At 60.9% G+C, this 16,671-nt stretch carries 6 protein-coding genes and 1 pseudogene; 2 read left to right on the top strand and 5 right to left on the bottom strand.

All coding sequences use genetic code 11. The features are described 5' to 3' along the window. Window positions 1-3 precede the first annotated feature (3 nt). Entirely contained in the window at window positions 4-810 is an 807-nt protein-coding gene (locus tag Q6A48_RS22890) for an AraC family transcriptional regulator (protein WP_304556657.1), read from the top strand. Between the two features lie 102 nt (window positions 811-912). Beyond that, window positions 913-1,284, top strand: coding sequence for a cupin domain-containing protein (locus Q6A48_RS22885; protein ID WP_304556656.1), 372 nt, complete (start codon window positions 913-915; stop codon window positions 1,282-1,284). Window positions 1,285-1,323: 39 nt separating this feature from the next. On the opposite strand, the gene Q6A48_RS26155 is transcribed toward Q6A48_RS22885, so the two are convergent. The 5 genes and pseudogenes from Q6A48_RS26155 to Q6A48_RS22865 form a co-directional block, all read right to left on the bottom strand. Continuing rightward, window positions 1,324-2,103 carry a methyl-accepting chemotaxis protein gene (locus tag Q6A48_RS26155; protein ID WP_369811724.1) on the bottom strand — a complete coding sequence of 260 codons (780 nt, stop codon included), beginning with the start codon at window positions 2,101-2,103 and terminating at the stop codon, window positions 1,324-1,326. A 78-nt stretch (window positions 2,104-2,181) separates the two neighbouring features. Next, window positions 2,182-2,958: pseudogene (locus Q6A48_RS26150) on the bottom strand (HAMP domain-containing protein); the annotation flags it as partial. A gap of 159 nt (window positions 2,959-3,117) precedes the next feature. Continuing rightward, window positions 3,118-6,567 (bottom strand): hypothetical protein, encoded by a 3,450-nt coding sequence (locus Q6A48_RS22875; protein WP_304556654.1) that lies wholly within the window; start codon window positions 6,565-6,567, stop codon window positions 3,118-3,120. 84 nt (window positions 6,568-6,651) lie between these two features. Next, window positions 6,652-11,187: a Tc toxin subunit A-related protein gene (locus Q6A48_RS22870; RefSeq protein ID WP_304556652.1), complete on the bottom strand. Its 4,536-nt coding sequence runs from the start codon at window positions 11,185-11,187 to the stop codon at window positions 6,652-6,654. A 41-nt stretch (window positions 11,188-11,228) separates the two neighbouring features. Next, window positions 11,229-16,142, bottom strand: a complete 4,914-nt coding sequence (locus Q6A48_RS22865) for a Tc toxin subunit A (RefSeq protein ID WP_304556651.1) — start codon at window positions 16,140-16,142, stop codon at window positions 11,229-11,231. Between the last annotated feature and the right edge of the window lie 529 nt (window positions 16,143-16,671).

The raw sequence follows: 16,671 nt of genomic DNA, 5'->3' as shown, positions 1-16,671 counted from the left end.
GCAATGACTCGATCAATCCATAATCGTGACTGGCTGATGCGCGCGCCCGGATCGAGGAACATGGAGCGCATCGAGGCCTACTTCAGGGGGCACGGCTACAACGCCCACCGGCATGACACCTACGCCATCGGCATCACGCTTTCCGGCGTGCAGAGCTTCAACTACCGGCACAGCAAGCGCCACAGCCAGCCCGGCGGCACCATCGTCCTGCACCCGGACGAAGTCCACGATGGCGAAGCCGGCACCCAGGACGGTTTCCGTTACCGGATGTTTTACCTGGAGCCGTCGCTGATCCAGCAAGTGCTGGGAGGCAAGCCGCTGCCCTTCATCGAAGGCGGGTTGTCCGGTGACCCGCGCCTCAACCTCGCGACCCGCCGATTGTTGGGCAGCCTCGACCACCCCCTTGATCCACTGGAGGAAGACGACGCCATCTACGATGTGGCCCAGGCACTCGACGCCGCGGCCGGCAACAGGCGTGGACGACGGCTGCTCGACTACCCGGCGGCGGAACGGGCTCGCCTGTTCATCCACGATGCCCTTGGCCAGCCGATCACCCTGGACGACCTGGTGCAGGCCAGCGGCCGCGATCGCTGGAGCCTGTCCCGGGACTTCCGCGCGTTGTACGGCACCAGCCCTTATCGCTACATCACCCAGCGGCGCCTGAACGAAGCCCGGCGCCTGATCCTCAACGGCCTGCCCTTGAGCGAAGCCGCCCTGGCCTGTGGCTTTTTCGACCAGAGCCACATGACCCGGTTGCACACCCAGGCCTTCGGTATTTCACCGGCACGCTGGTTGAACATGCTGCGCTGAGGCGAAATCCAGACGCCGAAAAGCTGCACAATCGTGCAATACCGCCTATGGGTCGGGCCGTAAGGTTGCGCTTACCCACCACCACTGCACGAGTCTCTTCTCATGACCACCCATTACGCCCCCATCAACTTCGCCCAGAAATACGCTCTGTTCCAGGAACAATGGGCACCGAAAGTCGTGGCGGAAATGAACGACTACCAGTTCAAGATCGCCCGGCTGGAAGGCGATTTCATCTGGCATACCCACGCCGATACCGACGAAACCTTCATCGTCCTGGAGGGTGAACTTCGTATCGATTTTCGCGACGGCGCGGTGATGATCGGCGCCGGCGAGATGTACGTGGTCAAGAAAGGCGTCGAGCACAAGCCCAGCGCCGAACGGGAAGTGAAACTGCTATTGATCGAGCCTCGTGGCGTCCTCAATACCGGCGAAGAAACCAACGAACGAACGGCGGTCAATGACGTCTGGATCTGATCCTTCGAGCCCCGGGACGCACGGTCCTGGGGCTTGGGATCAAACGCGGAAGCGACCGGTCAACTCCGCCAGGTTTCTCGACAGGCTGGACAGCTGCTGGCTGGCCTGCATGCTCTGGGCGGAGTTCTGCGCCGCTTCGTTGGACAGGTCACGGATGTCAGAGATGTTGCGAGCGATTTCCTCGGTGACGCTGCTCTGCTCCTCGCAGGCATTGGCGATCTGCGCCGCCATGTCGTTGATCCGCTGGATCGAACCGCCAGTGCCACTGAGCACCTGGTCGACACCCGCCGCGCGCTCGACACTGTCGCGGGCCTTGCTGCTGCCCACTTGCATGGCCTGCACGGCCTTGGCGACACCGCTCTGCAAGCGCTCGATGCGCACCTGGATGTCCTTCGTCGAATCCTGTGTCCGCGCCGCCAGGGCCCGGACCTCGTCGGCCACCACCGCGAACCCGCGACCTTGCTCGCCCGCCCGGGCGGCCTCGATGGCGGCGTTCAACGCCAGCAGGTTGGTCTGCTCGGCAATCCCGCGGATCACTTCGAGCACGGCGCCGATGCTGGAGGTTTCCTGGGCCAGCGCCTCGATGGTGCCCGAGGCACTTTCCACTTCCTGGGCCAACTGACGGATCGACTCGACGGTGCTGTTGACCACCTCGGTGCCGTCGCGTGACTGGCCGCTGGCTTGTTGCGCGGCGTCGGAGGCGCTCACTGCGTTGTGCGCCACCTCGTGCACGGCGGCGCTCATCTGGGTCGCGGCGGTGCTGACCTGATCGAGGGCGGCATGCTCGCTGCTGATCAACTGGTCATTGGTCGCCGCCATCTTCGCCATGGCCCGCGCCGCGGCATCGACTTCACCGGACACCCGGCCCACCTCGGCAATCAGCGGTTGCAGCTTGTCGAGGAAGCGGTTGAAGGCACTGCCGAGCTGGCCCAACTCATCCGCGGAACGCACTTCGAGGCGCCCCTTCAGGTCACCGCCGCCCTCGGCGATCTGCTCGACGCGGTGCAGCAAACGGCGCATGGGCCGCAACACCACCATGGGCAGGACCACAATCAGCACGATGCAGCCAAGCAGACCGATCGACAAAATGCCGCCCTGCTGGACCCCCACCGCCTCGCCATGATCAATCGCCGCCTGCCCCTCGCGTTGCGACGCGGCATCCTCCAACTCGCCGAGTTTGTCGATGGCGTCACGCATGGTGTCGAACTTGCGCTCACCCTCACCAAAACTCAGGGCGCTGGCCGCCTGTGGATTGCTCGCGGCCTGCTCGACCACCTGTCGCGACAGCTGCGACCACTGGGCAAAACGGTCGTTGAACTGACTGACCAGCGCCATGGCATCGGCACCCGGCTGCATCGCGGCGTATTTCTGCACGCGGTCGTAAGCCTGCTTCAGGTTATCCCGATGACTGGCCCGCAACGCTTCCACGTGCTCCCCCGCATTGCCCCCCAACAGGCTGCGCTCGGCCACGAAGGCCTGGTAGAGATCACGATCGGCGTTGAGCAACAGGCTGATCGCGGGCAGATAACGGTGGGTCAACTGCGTGCTCGACGCCGTCACCTGGCCAATGCCGCGCATCCCCGACCACCCCATCAGCACCAGCAACAACGCCAGGAAAGCGACAGGCAAGGTGATTTTCCAGCGGAAGCCCAGATCGGCGAAGAACCGTGGCATGGGGTGTCACTCCTTTATAGGGTATGTCTTACCTATCGGCAGGCAAGCCTTCTGCTAGAGAGACCTTAGCGCAATTGTCACAGCTTGGTGACGTGGCGAGGGAACTTGCTCCCGCTTGAGTGCGAAGCGCTCACCCAATGGAGAGCAACCCGGACCTTGTCATTGGTCCGCCTCGTCATCGTGGCCTGTCCCCGATTCCGCGGTCTCCGATTCCACGATCCTGAAGACCCGTGTGTTTGAGTGAACCACTTTGCCGCGGTAGACCTTTCTGACGTGGAGCCTGTGCTCGCCTAATCCGAAGCGGCCTGTAACAAGTAACCCCCACAAGCCGTCAAAGATGGATAAGGAAAGTACGGAACTGTCGTTATCGAAAAGCTCAACTTCCCCGTCGCCCAACGCCCGCCCCAACACTGATATATATCTAGAGGTGGTGCTGCCATTATCCGGGATCTGCCTTCCGAGTTGGTCTCTGACCTCCAACAAGGTCAGCGGATTCGTGAGGGTATAGGTGCGCAGCGCAAACGTGGTGGCCTCATGTTCTTTGTCCTTCTGGTGGAAGGAGACCTTGAACTCCAAAGTCAGGGTGCTACCGTCCCCCAGATCGAACAAATAATGGCGAGGTAAGACAGCACGCAAGTCCCCCCGCTCATACTCGCTCTGTGTGACCCGCGCATGCGCCCCCCAGACGTCTTTGTCGTGCACCGAACCGTTTGCCATGAACCCCTTCGCCCGAAGCCACACATATTGGCCGACCGCAATGAGGGGCCAACCGTCGATCCGCACATCGACGCTCCCCGTCACCGTGTTCAGATCCAGTTCGGCACCATTGCCGTCCTGCGCCACCTGCAGGATACGCGGCCGGCTCGCTTCCAGCGCATCGGTGGGCATCGTCTGCACATCCAGCTTCAAGATAGACGACAGCGGCTTCGCTTCGCCATTGCGAGTGACGGTGTAGGCGATCCTCACCTGCCTGCCGAGATTGTAGGCGACCACCGCCACCGGGAGAGGTATCTCCCGGTTGCCGGGCAGTGCTTGCACCGGCGTGGTGTGAGACCCGGCTCCGGCAGTACCGTCCCAGATCACGCTGACCTGATCGCCGGGTTGGATACCATAGTTGGGGATTACCACCGTCAGGGCATCCCTGGCCGCCGCCGGGTTCAGTCGTTGGTTGGGCGCGGCACCACTGGCCTGCTTGACGGAGGGAGCGGACAGGTTCAGTGCCGCAAGGATGATATAGGTGCGCAATGGAAACGTAGTGGCCTGATCTACCTCATTGCTCTGATTGAAGGAGGCCTTGAACTCCAGCTTCAATGTGCTGCCGTTGCGTAGCCCAAGCAGATCGTCGCGGGGAATGTCTTTTTCACCGTACCCTCGGTTATACCACTCCATGCTCACCCAGTTACCTGACCCTTTCCATAGATCTTTTTCGTAAGCTGAACCATCGATCCTCGTGCCCTCCACACGTAGCCATGTGCGTTGGCCGTGTGCGACATGCGGCCAACTATCAACGCGCACAGTGACGTCGCCCGACACGCTGCCCATATCCAGTTCGGCACCATTACCTTCCTGCACCGCCTCGAGAATCCGCGGCCGGCTCGGCTCCAGCGCGCTCTGCGGCAGGACGCCGACAGCCAGCGTGAGGACGTCCGGGGCCGGCAGCGGCGTACCGTCGCGGGTCACGGTGTAGCTGACCGTCACCGGCTGGCCCAGGCTGTAGGCAATGACCGACACCGGCAATGGAATCCTTTTCTCGCCTACCGTTCCCACCTCTACCGGTGGCGTGGCATGGGTGCCCTCTGCCGGGCTGCCGGCCGCCCCGGTCCAGGTGACGCTGATCTTGTCGCTAGCGGCCATGCCGTCATAGTGCGGCACCAACGCGGTCAGCGTGTCCACCGCCGCCAGTGGATCGAGCTGGTCACCGACGGCCTCCCCGATGGTCAAGGCGGACAACTTGTTGGTGGTGCCATGCAAGATCGGCGGTCGCTTGAAACGAATGCAGTCGAGGCGCAGTGTAAAGGCGCCACTGGCATTGGCCGCCGCCGTGACGCGCCAGGTGAGGCCGCTCGCGGCCAGGGGGCGAGCCTCCGTTGGCTCGAGTTGCAAGCTTTGTGCAGGATCGACGGCGAGCGCCAGCTCCTGGCCGATCAGCACGCTGTCGGCGCGTGGTTCGAGGGTCAGTTGGTAGGACTGGCCAGGCAGAATCCGCCAATTGTCATCGGGGGAAATTTCCGTTCCGTCGACGCTGAGTTCGAACTGCGCCCACAGGCGGGTCGGGATGGTCTTGACGACAAAGTGCTGCGTGTCGGCTTCAGGTTTGTAAGGGCTGTCGACGACCGCGACCACCGTGGCATCGGCGGTGGGCTGGTAGCTGAACACCGTCAAGCCACTTTCCTCGGTGAACAGGGTTTCCAGGAGGCTGCCCTCGCGGCGCCATTCGACGGCAATGCCGGGTTCCGGCTTGCCGGAGACGGCGTAATGGACCTTCACCTGAAGGTCGATGGTTTCCTCTTCCTCGACGCTTGGCCAATAGTCGGGCTGCCGGTGGTCGGCGATGTCGAGCTTATAGGGCCCGACGATGCAGGCGAGCGTGTCGTGGGGATCGGCGTGATAGACGCTTTCGAAGCACAGGGTTGCCGTCCGGCCATTGACCTCCAGGTCATCCTCATCGGCGTCGTTGCGAATGTCCCAGGCTTTGGCGATAGGTTGGGCGTCGTCATCCGCGTCGGGGTCTGTCGGTGCCACTTGCAACCCGGCCTGCCCGGCCTCGTTCTGATCGGTAAAGGAGGCATAGGCACTGGTCCCGGCGTAGACCCCGCCGCCGGCCCATCCGCAATCTTCGGCCACCGGCAGGGTAAGCGCGTGCGACCCACCCCCCCGACAGATCGGCATATAGGCGCGGCCATCCTTTTCCACCCAATAGCGAGCGCGGCCCCCGTCAAATTCGGGCATGGGTTCATGCGTGCTCAGCGCCAACGGCTTGAGGTACACGAACACCGACACCCCCTCGGCCATCTCGGGAGAGACCCCCGCCCCCAGGGCCTTGCCGGAGAAATGCAGCTCGCCCGGGCCGAGCGGCCAGCCCGGTTCTTGGGCGACCTGCTGATCACCCTCCGACCCGGTCATCGCATCGCTCGCGGCCGATGGATCGAATAATCCGGATTGGAAGGCCAGGAGCGCCTTCGGCTGGGTGTTCGCATCGTTCAGCTCGATGCTGTCATCGCAGATGAGCCAGTCCCCTGGCTCCGCCATGGCGACGTGCGCAGTGCTCGTCTGCAACTCGCGCGTCCAGAAATCTGCCCCGGCGTTGAAATACGCCACCACCCGGGGATTTTCGCTGGCTCGCTGCGTCGGCTGGTACAGGAACCTGACTCGATATCCGGGCTCCGCCGTCAGGAGGAGGTCGATTGGCAGATCGAATTCGATCGCGGCTTCCACTTCGCCATAGAGATAGACATACCGGCGCTGGGTGTCGCTGCTGGACACATAGATAAGATCGGCACCGCTGAAACCTTCTCCGGTGCGTCGCCTCCATCCGGGAGGCCAGGTACTCGTGGGCAGGTCGCCCGCCGTCCCCAACAGGTTGCGCTTGATCCGTTTTTGCACGTTCATGTCCACACTCCCCAGCAGGTTGTGTTTACCTCAGCCCGGGCGGCTGCATGCCATTGCTGAATGGGGCTGCATGTGCGCCCCGCCCTACCGGCGAAACGCCGTCTCATTCAGAAGCTCTTCGATTTTTTCGGCAAAGCCGTTGCCGCCATCGAGGGCGGTGTATTCCACGTGGACGATAATGTCGGTCAGCGACTCTATGAGCCGTTTCTGCTTGTCCGACTCCTGGAATCTTGGAAAGGCGAGTTGCCAAGAGGAGATTGCACCGGTCCGCTCGAAGGAGGCGTAGCGATCATCCTCGAAGGAATAGTGCGAGCCGATGCCGTCATCGTCCAATCCGTCGGACACCGCGATTTGCGGCTGGGCGCGCAGGTTGTAGCGCACATAAGTGGTATCGGCATCGGGATGCTGGGGGTCATAGAGATGGCGGGCGCCACCGAGACTGGGCTTGATCAACAACTTGCTGGAGATTTGCGTGAGCGTCATGCAGGCCATTTCATAGGGGCCCAGCACCGCCGGCAGCGTGACCGATACCCGCCGGATCTGGCGCAGGTAATGGCCGGGATAGTCGCCGTCGTAAAACCGGCTATCGAGGTTGAAGTCCAGTTTTCCAGTGCTCCCGAGCATCTGGAGCTTTTCTGACCACGCTTCAGGCGCGAAATAATCGCGCAACGAGACCATCTTCCTGATCGTCAGGCGCCGTTCATAGCGATGGACATAGGCCGACTCCATGCGCAGCAGGCCAAGCGTCAGCGTCTCGCCAGCCGTGAAGCCATGATGGCTGTCGACCCATGCGCCTGGCAGGATGAAATGGCTTTCATAATCGCCAATTTCATACTGCCAGCAGGCCTGCACCGACAAGCACAGGGCGGTCACCGCATCGTAGGTCTGGAAATACAGCGTCGCCATCTTGCTTTGCATCCAGCGATAGAGCGATGTGCGAGAGGTGCGGGTCTGGGTGAGGAAGGTGTACATCTCCTTGGCCTGCTCGGTGGCTCGGGACTGCTGATTGAGCGAGACCATCGCGGCCTGGATCTGGACTTGCTGAGCTTGCCCTTGCTTTTCAAGCACCTCGAGTTCGGCGGTCGCCACCTTGAGCTGAAACCCCCATTCTTGCCGGAGGCGCTGTTGCGAGCCGTAGCGATCATGAAGGTTGGCCCCGTTCAATTCACTTTGACTGTAAGCACTCGTCGCTGCGGCAATAGCATGTGAAGGACCACCTAACTTCATCCCGCCCCAACTCAACCCGCCAATATTGGGAAGCGTGTCCCCTATGTGCCCTGCGGTGCTGGCGGCCCCCGCAGCAATAGCGGATTTTTTTGCGTGTACCAGATTCTTGGCCGCCTCGATTTCGTCCTTGTTCAAATCTTTCTCGACCAACCCCTCGAAGTAGGTTTTGCGCTGACCAACCATTGATTGGGAAGCCCAAAGAGCCTCAAGCGTGACTTGAGCATGGGACAACAATTCGGTTTGCAGGTCATGGGTGAACCCCGTCATCTCGATGAGGTGTTCTTGTTGCAGGGTTTCCTGCTCGCAACGATCCGCCTGCTCCATGTATTGCCGGACTTGATCGCCAAACCTGCACAGGGTCTGCACCGCTTGCTGCGCACGGGGCAAGATGGCCATGAAGCGATAAGGCGGGACGATCGGTGGCGTCAGGATGTCCCGCAGATTGAAGCCGCCACCGCCCGCCTGGGCCCGCATCAGGTCTTTCGGGTTGATAGGTGTGTCGTAAAGCGGCAGGTCGATGGGCTTGCCGTCGAGCGTCAGGTAGTGCCGCAGGTTGTGCAACCGGGCTTGCAGAACGTCCCAGACGTCCAGTAGGTCCCGATTGATTTCCGGCCGAAAGTCCGGGTGGTCCAGCAGGGGCGCCAGCAGGGTGTGACCCGAGGTCAGCGGCAGGTTGACCAGCGTATCGGCCGATAACCATGGGGCGAGCCTATCGAAACACGCCAGGTTCCGGGCGCCTTCCAGCTCACTGAGTGTTTTTGGCGTCCAGTTGGAAGCCCCGCGCACGTCAGGGGCCGGTCCCATCATGCGCTCGGCCCTCAGATAGATCATTTTGGCTTCGGTCAGGCTGTCGCGTGTCAGTTGCCTGTAGAGCCAATCCCCCCATTCGATCAAGGTCTCGACATAGTCGCGAAAGATCCGTTTGCGATAGTGGATCGGGTTGCTGTAGGCAATGGCGTCCGGGTCGGCAGGCGATGCCACTTCAAAACTGGGGTCGCCCTCCATCAGCAACGGGCGCGAGCGCCAATAGGCGGTGGTTTCCGTACGGCCCGGGTTGATCCTGGCGGACGGGTCGAAGAGGTAATGCAACCACCCCAGCGCATCCTCGTAGCTCATTTCCCGGCGTAACCGCACCGCTATCAGATGGGGCAGATGGAAGAATATTTCCCAGAAATACCGCCCGTTCGCGCCCTGGAAATCGAGAAATTCCGGCTTATCCGAGCCTGGGCGCGGCGGTTCTTCGGTGTGCTGACTGTCCCAGGACAGCAAATTATCAATGGAGAGCGCCGCCCGCTCCACCAGTTCGCGACCGAATGTCGTGTTCAGGCGGATGGCCTCGACGGCTCGCGCCGCCTCGAACTCATCGCCAAAATCCAAGAACTGGCCGGCCTGGCCCTGAGCATTTTCGGGGCCGAGGACGATGCTCGGTCCATTGATGGGCGGCGCCTTCAGCCACACCTCGAATTCCTGGTAGCCCCTGCTCCAGGTATCGCCTGAATACTCCCCCAACCCGACGGCAACAATCTGCGGGTTTGCCGTCAAGGGGACCGGTTTGACAAGCCCCGCACCGCCGTTGAATCGGAACAGCGGCAAATAGCCAGTGGAGACTTTTCCTGTCCCCAGCCAAATGGGCAGCACGAATGGGGCGGGAACGACGCTACGCAGCGTAAACTGATTATTGATGACAAACGCAGCGCCGCCATTGACGGTAACCCTCAACCAAGTGCCGTAGGTTCTCCAATCTCTTTCCGGTAGCCACGCCATATATTTGAACGCGTCACCGTGGTGCTCGCCTACATTGAGCGCCGGGAAATATTTCCGAAAGATCGCGGAGTCATCCAGAGAAAATTCAAATGCTTCTCCACTCTCCCCTCCCTCTTTCAAAAATTCTATTCGACAGGAAGCGGGCTTATAGTTTCCCCCTGTAAAGTTCAACACTACGGTATAACCAATCATGCCAAGTTCAATATAGGGAGCCGCCGGGACGGCAAACTCGATATCAAAAAACGTACTCAGCCCCGGCCTAACTGGATGAACGCGCACAGAGGAATTCCCTATCCACCGCTCATGGATTGCAAGGGTGCTTTTCACGATAACGAGGAGGGACTGTCCTGCGTTGTTCCTTGCCTCCAGATCCAGATAACGAGTGAATTCGGGCTCATCCGCGGAGTCCTTGGCCCGAATGGACCCGACGGCCCATCCGTTGTAGTCAGTTTTCTCGCCCAGCAGCGGAATGCGCCTTTGAAGATGACTTTGATTTTCATAGAGGGCGAACAGATCACTGATATGTTGCCGTTCCTGATCGTCGAGATCGATACGGTTCAACAATTCATCCCACGCGTAAGCGAACTCTGCACGCCTCTCATCGACGGTCGACAGGACAACGCCGAGCACCATCACGTTTCCGCCTTTGGCACGCCGGCTGTCACTGGTCACCGCCAGGAGGCGATTGTGGCCCGTGTTCGGGCGCACGCGTCGATGGCTCTTGCGAACTTCGTCGCTGCGCTCGAGCATCACCGTGTCAACGGCAAAGGGCGGGGTCCAGGTGCCGCTCAAGCTGCGATAGGAAAAACGAATGTCGAACCGGTCCCAGTTGGGGCCCTCGGCCCCTCCGATCTCATTGAGGGACGACCTGCTCACCCAGAACACATAAAGCCGGCTACCAAAGAAGGTCAGGCGCACACTCGTGGCATCGCCAATCCCCGCCTCGATGGGTTCCCATTCGCTCCAGGCACTGGGAGGTACCCGCGTTTGTCCCTCGCCGAGCGCGATGGTCGCCTTGCGCCAGTAATACTTATCATCGGCACGCTTGCGCCCGAGAAGGTAATAGTCCGCCCGATAAACCGTTGAATCGGACAGCACGAAAGGTCCATCGATATAACCGTTGAGTACCTCGATATCGGCCACATCTTCGAACTTCTCGAGATAGGTGAGCACGGAGGATTGTGCACGCTCGGTGTTGAGGCGCCCTTGCGCAAGGTCTCCCTCCAGCTGTTCGTAGCACTGGGTCTTGACGATACGCAATTGCGGATCGATATAGTTTTCCGGATAACTTTGCAGTTTCTCCGCGCCGGCCCAGATCGCATAACGGCTTTCCCACTGGCGCCAGGTCTCGACCTCCCGTTCATCGAAATGCTGGCCGAAACCCGGTTCGTCGCCGGAATAAATGCCATGGATATAGCGTTGCAAGCTGGCGATCATCTCACCCACGGCGGATGTTTTCGGAGCCGTGTCGACATGGTGGTCGAACAGGTGATACGCGTCGAGATCACGGGCGGCCGCCAGCACATTGGTATCGCCGTCCCTGGCCGCCACGGCGTCCAAGTAACATTCGAGGAGCGCTTCTTGACGCTGCTTGCTCAAGGCTTCGAGTTTGCTTGTAAGATCGGTCATGACCTCGCCTCCTGGAATTTCATGCCTGATGACTGCGGCACTCAGCGTCGTCGAGACAGCGGTTCATCCCATTGGATTTTCGTTCGCAGGATCTGGCTGTACCTGACGCCTTGCAGCGTCGCGCCGATCGAAAATACCGCCCTGGGATCCGGCAGTTGCCTGCACTCGATTTCCCAGCTCAAGCGTCCGTCCTCAGGCAACAGGCGCATCTGCAAGAAGCTCGGGTTGGCCACCAGCCCCTGGCCGACCGGGTTGACCCCACTCCAGGTCAGGGCAATCTCGCGTCCTGTCCTGCTGTTGGCGTCGGACGTATCGTCGAGGGTCAAGGTGTATGTCCTGCCGACGATGAACGTCAGCGAATCCTGCCCATCGTCGGTCGCCTGCTGACCGATCGGCGTCAAGGTGAACTGCCAGTTCGGCTCTGCCAGGACATTTACCGTGAATGTCACAGACTGCCCGGCGGGGGCATTCAACATCGCCGACAGGGTGTAGGTGCCCGCTCGCTCGATCGGCACGGCAAACACCGCCAGGCCATCGGAATCGGTTCGCGCTTGCTCGTTGTCGCCGGCGTCGCCCATGGCCCACTGCACGGGGTATTCGCCAACCCCCTGCCACACCGTACCGGTGCCTGTCTCGACCTCGACCTCGGCCTCCACCCGCACCCGCATATGCACCACCTCGCCAGCCTGGGCAATCACCGACACCGTGGCAGGCGACGCCGCGGCGAGCCTCGGCGAGGGAAGAATGATCAGGGTTTGTTCGAGGAATTCCTCCCTGTCGCCTGCACCCTGTGAAGGCACCAGGGTCGCGCGCAGCGTCATGGCCCCTTCTTTGACTGCCGACGCAGGCAGCTCAAGCACGGCGTATCCGTCAGGATCAGAAGCAATCGGCTCGTCGGATTCATAATGCGACCCATCGGCGAATTGCACGCTCCAGTGGATCTGCTCCTGCGGCTTGCCCGCTCCGCTCAGGGAGAGGACGCGACAGGCGAGGGTGACCTCCTGCCCCACGACATTCGGCCCCCTGAAGCGCAGCCGGTAGAGGTTCTTATCGATAAAGGGCGCGTCGATGAAGTGAAACGCTGCAAACCCTTCAAGCTCCAGGCCGGCCCCCAGGGTTGCCCGAACCTTCGTGACCCCTACCTCGTTGCTGTACAGCTCGGCACGGGCGATCCCGTTTTCATCGGCAATCGTCGTATCCTTCTTGAACTGGCCAGGCCCCTCGATCACGCTCCAGCGCACACGCCGGTTACGCCCCCAGTTCCCATAGCTGTCCCGTAGGATGACGGACAATTCGAAAGACTCACGACGACCGGCCAGTTTAGGTGCAACCTCCTCATCCGGCTTCGGCTGACGCAGGCTCAGCGTCTCCTCGTCGCAGTCGATTGTCAGCACAGGCATGGCAATGCGCTGATCGAGCCCGATGGTTGCAAAAACCGTGGTAATGCCCATCTCGGCACCCGATGTCAGCGTGACTTCGACCACACCGTCCGCATCCGTATGGGCTATATCCGCCCCCAAAACCCCGGGGCCTGTCAGCGACCAACGCACACGGATATTGACCAGCGGTCTGCCGCTCAAATCCCGTACCAGCAGGCGATACAGCGCGAATGCCTTTTCCGGGGCGTGGCTCTGCGCATTGGCCACCAGACGCGTTCGGTCGACCGACGCCTCGCTTGCAGTGGCCTGGCCGACCTCTGGGGCATTACCGGAGCCGCCCAGTTGCAGCCGACCGGCGTACAGGCTGCCGAGTGCGTATTGCACGGCGTTGCGATAGTCGTCCGTATTGGCCGACACCGGCAACCCGCCCAGCTCATGGAGCGCCAGAATGCTCAGCTCGCTCGTGCGGGTCATTTCCAGCAGGCGGACAAGGCCATTGAATTGGCTCAGTTGCGTAATCACCCCCGTCGGCGCAATGAAACGCGCAGCCTCAAGCACCTCGCGCGCACTGATGCCCAACATCTGCGCAACCTTGACGGCGGCGGCATCCTGCATCAGGCGGGCATAATCCTCGCTCTCGGCGACAAGGTCGGGGTCAAAGGCCTGCGGATCGTTGACCAGGGACAAATAGTCCATCAATGCCGAGGGGGAAGCCTCCATTCTCGAGGTGACATCTCGATAGGTTTGCAGGTGATACAGCGTGGTCAGCGCAATCGCGCCGGTCGCGTCCAGGCCCGGCGCGAACCCGAATGAATCGGGGGCGTCGGTCCAGCCCTCCAGCTGCCGCTGGTTGGCCGCATGACGGCTCAGCATTTCGCCATCCAACTCGAACTGACGAACGACATCGGCTAGACGCTGCAGGCTCCCCAGCTTCTGGAGCATGACGTCAACATTGCTCCAATCCGCAAAGTCATCGTCCCCGAGGAGCCCATCCTGACGCTGAACGGTGGCACGAAGACGCCGCGCCACCGGATCGGCGGGGCTCAACCCGCGCAAGGCCATTGCGCGCAACGACGCTGCGGGGGTCACCACGCCGTCCGTTTCCCACACCCAGCGCAAAATATCGTAAACACTCTGGTCGGCCCACTCGATGAGAGGCAAGACAAGGTCGGCCGAGATCGCCAGGTAGGTCGCCAGATGCTCTTCGACCAGCGCCCGCTGAGAAGCCCGCATCCGCAGAATGACCGCCGTCACCGATTCCACCACGGTGTTTTTAAGCGTGTCCGCCTCAGCTTGGTCATTCAAGGTAATGGGATCCTCCTGTTGGGCGATCCTCTGCACCAGATCGGCAACGATGTTGCGAACGCTCACCGCGTAATCCGTGTCCGAACCCGAGACGCCGTCAAGCACGATGCCCTGGGCATCGATAACGTCTGTCAACGTTGCGACCCAATCAATCGTCGCCCCGGCATTCAAGGCGGGGGGAACACCGGCTTGCTCAAGCACTTCATTGGTAATGCGCAGGCTCCCCAGCATCGTGTGCAAACTGGCAACCAATTGCCGTTCACTGTCGCTGGCCACGGGAACGGTCGTGTTCGAGCGCATCGCCCGGACAAACCACGCCAGGTCGATGCCTTTGTCCCGGCACCACTGCACGCAATCGACCACCGCCATCAACGCGGCAGAAAAGTCCGTAGCGCCCAGGGTGGGCAGTGCTTCGACCGAAGGTACCCCGGCAATCTGCTTCAAAATCGGCCCCGATTGGCCGAGCGTCTGCACCAGCCCGAGCAGGACGGTGGGAGGAACTTCCAAATAGCGGGCGATGCTGACAATGCGATAGAAGGAAGACAGGATCTCCAGGTTACGCTTGAGCTCCGGCGGGTCATAGCTGTTGGCGACCACACGCGCTATGTAGGTGAACTCGGACGTATCCAGCCCCAGGCTCGTGCAAATCGCCTGGACGGTTTCCCGCTCGTGGTCATCCGTGTTGGCGTCGATCCGGGCGCTGAACGTCGAATTGTCCAGGACCAGCGGGGTCCCCAACAGCCCATGGTTGACAAAAATACGATCGTATTGGGCGGCCATCTCTCCAGCGCCAAAAATCGATACCTTGTCGAGCCAAGCGGCAAAATCCTCTGCGGTGACCCCGTAACGCAGGCGCATTTCGCAAAAGACCCCCAGTGCTTTCAGGGTATTGCGGGTAATGTGGGGCGCTGCGTCGTCTTTCTCGGCGTGATGTGCGGCGACAATCAGTTGATCCATCTCTCGAAAGGACGTCCCAAGCCATCGGCTGAGACGGATAAGCCGGTGAATCCGATCCGCGCGCTCATCGGTCAGGTTGCCAAGCTGAACCGGAGGATCGACCGGGACAACGTTCGTGTCCTCTTTCGCTCGGGCGGGGCGTGTGTCACCCAAAGCCTGCAATTCAATGGCCGGGGACCGCGCGCCGTTGATGTAGACCGCGCCAAAGTCATGCGGGCCGGGATCCTGCAGGGAGGTCGCCGCCGGCGACACATGGCTGGACAGCACCGGCGCCTCTTCCCCGACAGCAAACAACCCGGCAAGCGCGTCCCGCGTTACCCCGGTGCGCGTACAGAATTCCGCGCTGTCTTCTAAAGACGCCCTGGAATAGACCCGATAGGTCGTCCAGTAAAAGTTGGCCATTTCCTCTTCATGGCCTGGCCGGGCGCCGTTGAACAGCGCTTCCAGGAGAAGCTCCCGCCGCGCCGGCCCAATGGGCAGGCTCAGGAGGAACGTATCGTCGCCACGATCGGTTTGCATGCCTGGAAGGGCAAAATAATGAAAGTCCGGATCCGTTGCCCGCGCCAGTTCGCCAAAAGCTGAAACGGACGGGTCGAAAAGCGACAGGATCACTTTGAGCTGCTCGACCGAATGCTCGTACGGCATGCTCAGCGGATAACGCGCGCGTGCGAGGACCCTGTCCGCCTCGACCGTGTCCGGATCCGATAGCCGCCCAGCGTCGAGAAGCGATGCTTCCAGGATCTTCGTCGACAGCGATAACACCGAACATTCCCGCGTCATCGCCGCGGAATCAATCAGTTCGGCGGCAATATCCGGCCGCCGAACCTCCAGGCGAAACCGGTTCCCCTCGTCGCCGGCGCCTTCCAGGGAGAGCGCCTTTTTGTAAAGGCTGACCAGGTAGGCCACGGGTGAGGTCCTTGCCTCGATGGCATTCGGACGGGCCATGCTCGACCAGTCCTCATCAAATTCCATGTCATAACGCGGCCCATCCGTAAGCGAGGCAAAACCGCGGCGCACATCGTAGGTCTGGCGATCCGCCCCTCGAAGCTCGCGTTCGCGGTACTGGCGTGCAACCCATATCGCCGCGCTCATTGCCCGTTCATGCAGCTCCTTCGCCGGTCCTAGGCGCAAGCCCTGCGCAACCCATCGCTCAGGGTGCTCCCGGGCCAGTTCCAGGATCGAACCGGCCTGCCTGACAATGGCATCGATCGTTGCGCTTGCAGACGGATTCAATTGCGACAACAGGGTTGTCGTCAATGGAGCCTCGGAAGCTGAAGAAGGGGCACTGGAAGGCGAGCGAAGATCAGGCGGCATCAAGTTTCTCCGAAGATTGGAGCCAACCAGCGGGCACATCGGATTTCGATAGGTGAGAGCAATCACACTCCAGGAAGGGGGGATTGACTACTGTCAGAACCTACAGGTCGCAGTGGGATCTGGACGAGTGGTTGAGGTGGCAGCTTTGCGCTGGGCATGCCGATGAAAAAACGCCAGAAACGAAAAAGCCCCTGAAATGTTCAACCATTTCAGGGGCTTAGTCGTATTCAATAATGGCGGAGAGATAGGGACGCTCCATATCCAGCCTGAAAGCTCCTTGAAACCCTGTATCCAGTGGATCCTACAGCGATTTTACGTACAATAAATACGTACAATCGGAAACAGTTCCATCTACAACCAACATCCAGTCCTTTAAGTGTTCTGTCGAGCATTTGTGAAGAGTGTAAGCGCTCCATGAACCCCACATTCCAAGCGCTTATCTGATCCCTGATGCTGTGCTCCTGATTCTGCCAGGAGCCCGTTTGCCATGATGCGACCCGATGCAAAAGTCGAAAAAGTCTATCTCTAC

Source organism: Pseudomonas citrullilanati (genome assembly GCF_030580855.1).
In the GTDB taxonomy this organism is placed as follows: domain Bacteria; phylum Pseudomonadota; class Gammaproteobacteria; order Pseudomonadales; family Pseudomonadaceae; genus Aquipseudomonas; species Aquipseudomonas citrulli.
Note: the sequence above shows the minus strand (reverse complement) of the source record. Positions and strands in the feature narration are given on the sequence as shown.

Coding starts and splice junctions, on each gene's coding strand:
- Q6A48_RS22890 (WP_304556657.1), top strand. CDS start 4: ATGACTCGATCAATCCATAATCGTGACTGGCTGATGCGCGCGCCCGGA.
- Q6A48_RS22885 (WP_304556656.1), top strand. CDS start 913: ATGACCACCCATTACGCCCCCATCAACTTCGCCCAGAAATACGCTCTG.
- Q6A48_RS22870 (WP_304556652.1), bottom strand. CDS start 11,187: ATGACCGATCTTACAAGCAAACTCGAAGCCTTGAGCAAGCAGCGTCAA.
- Q6A48_RS22875 (WP_304556654.1), bottom strand. CDS start 6,567: ATGAACGTGCAAAAACGGATCAAGCGCAACCTGTTGGGGACGGCGGGC.
- Q6A48_RS22865 (WP_304556651.1), bottom strand. CDS start 16,142: ATGCCGCCTGATCTTCGCTCGCCTTCCAGTGCCCCTTCTTCAGCTTCC.
- Q6A48_RS26155 (WP_369811724.1), bottom strand. CDS start 2,103: ATGGCGGCGACCAATGACCAGTTGATCAGCAGCGAGCATGCCGCCCTC.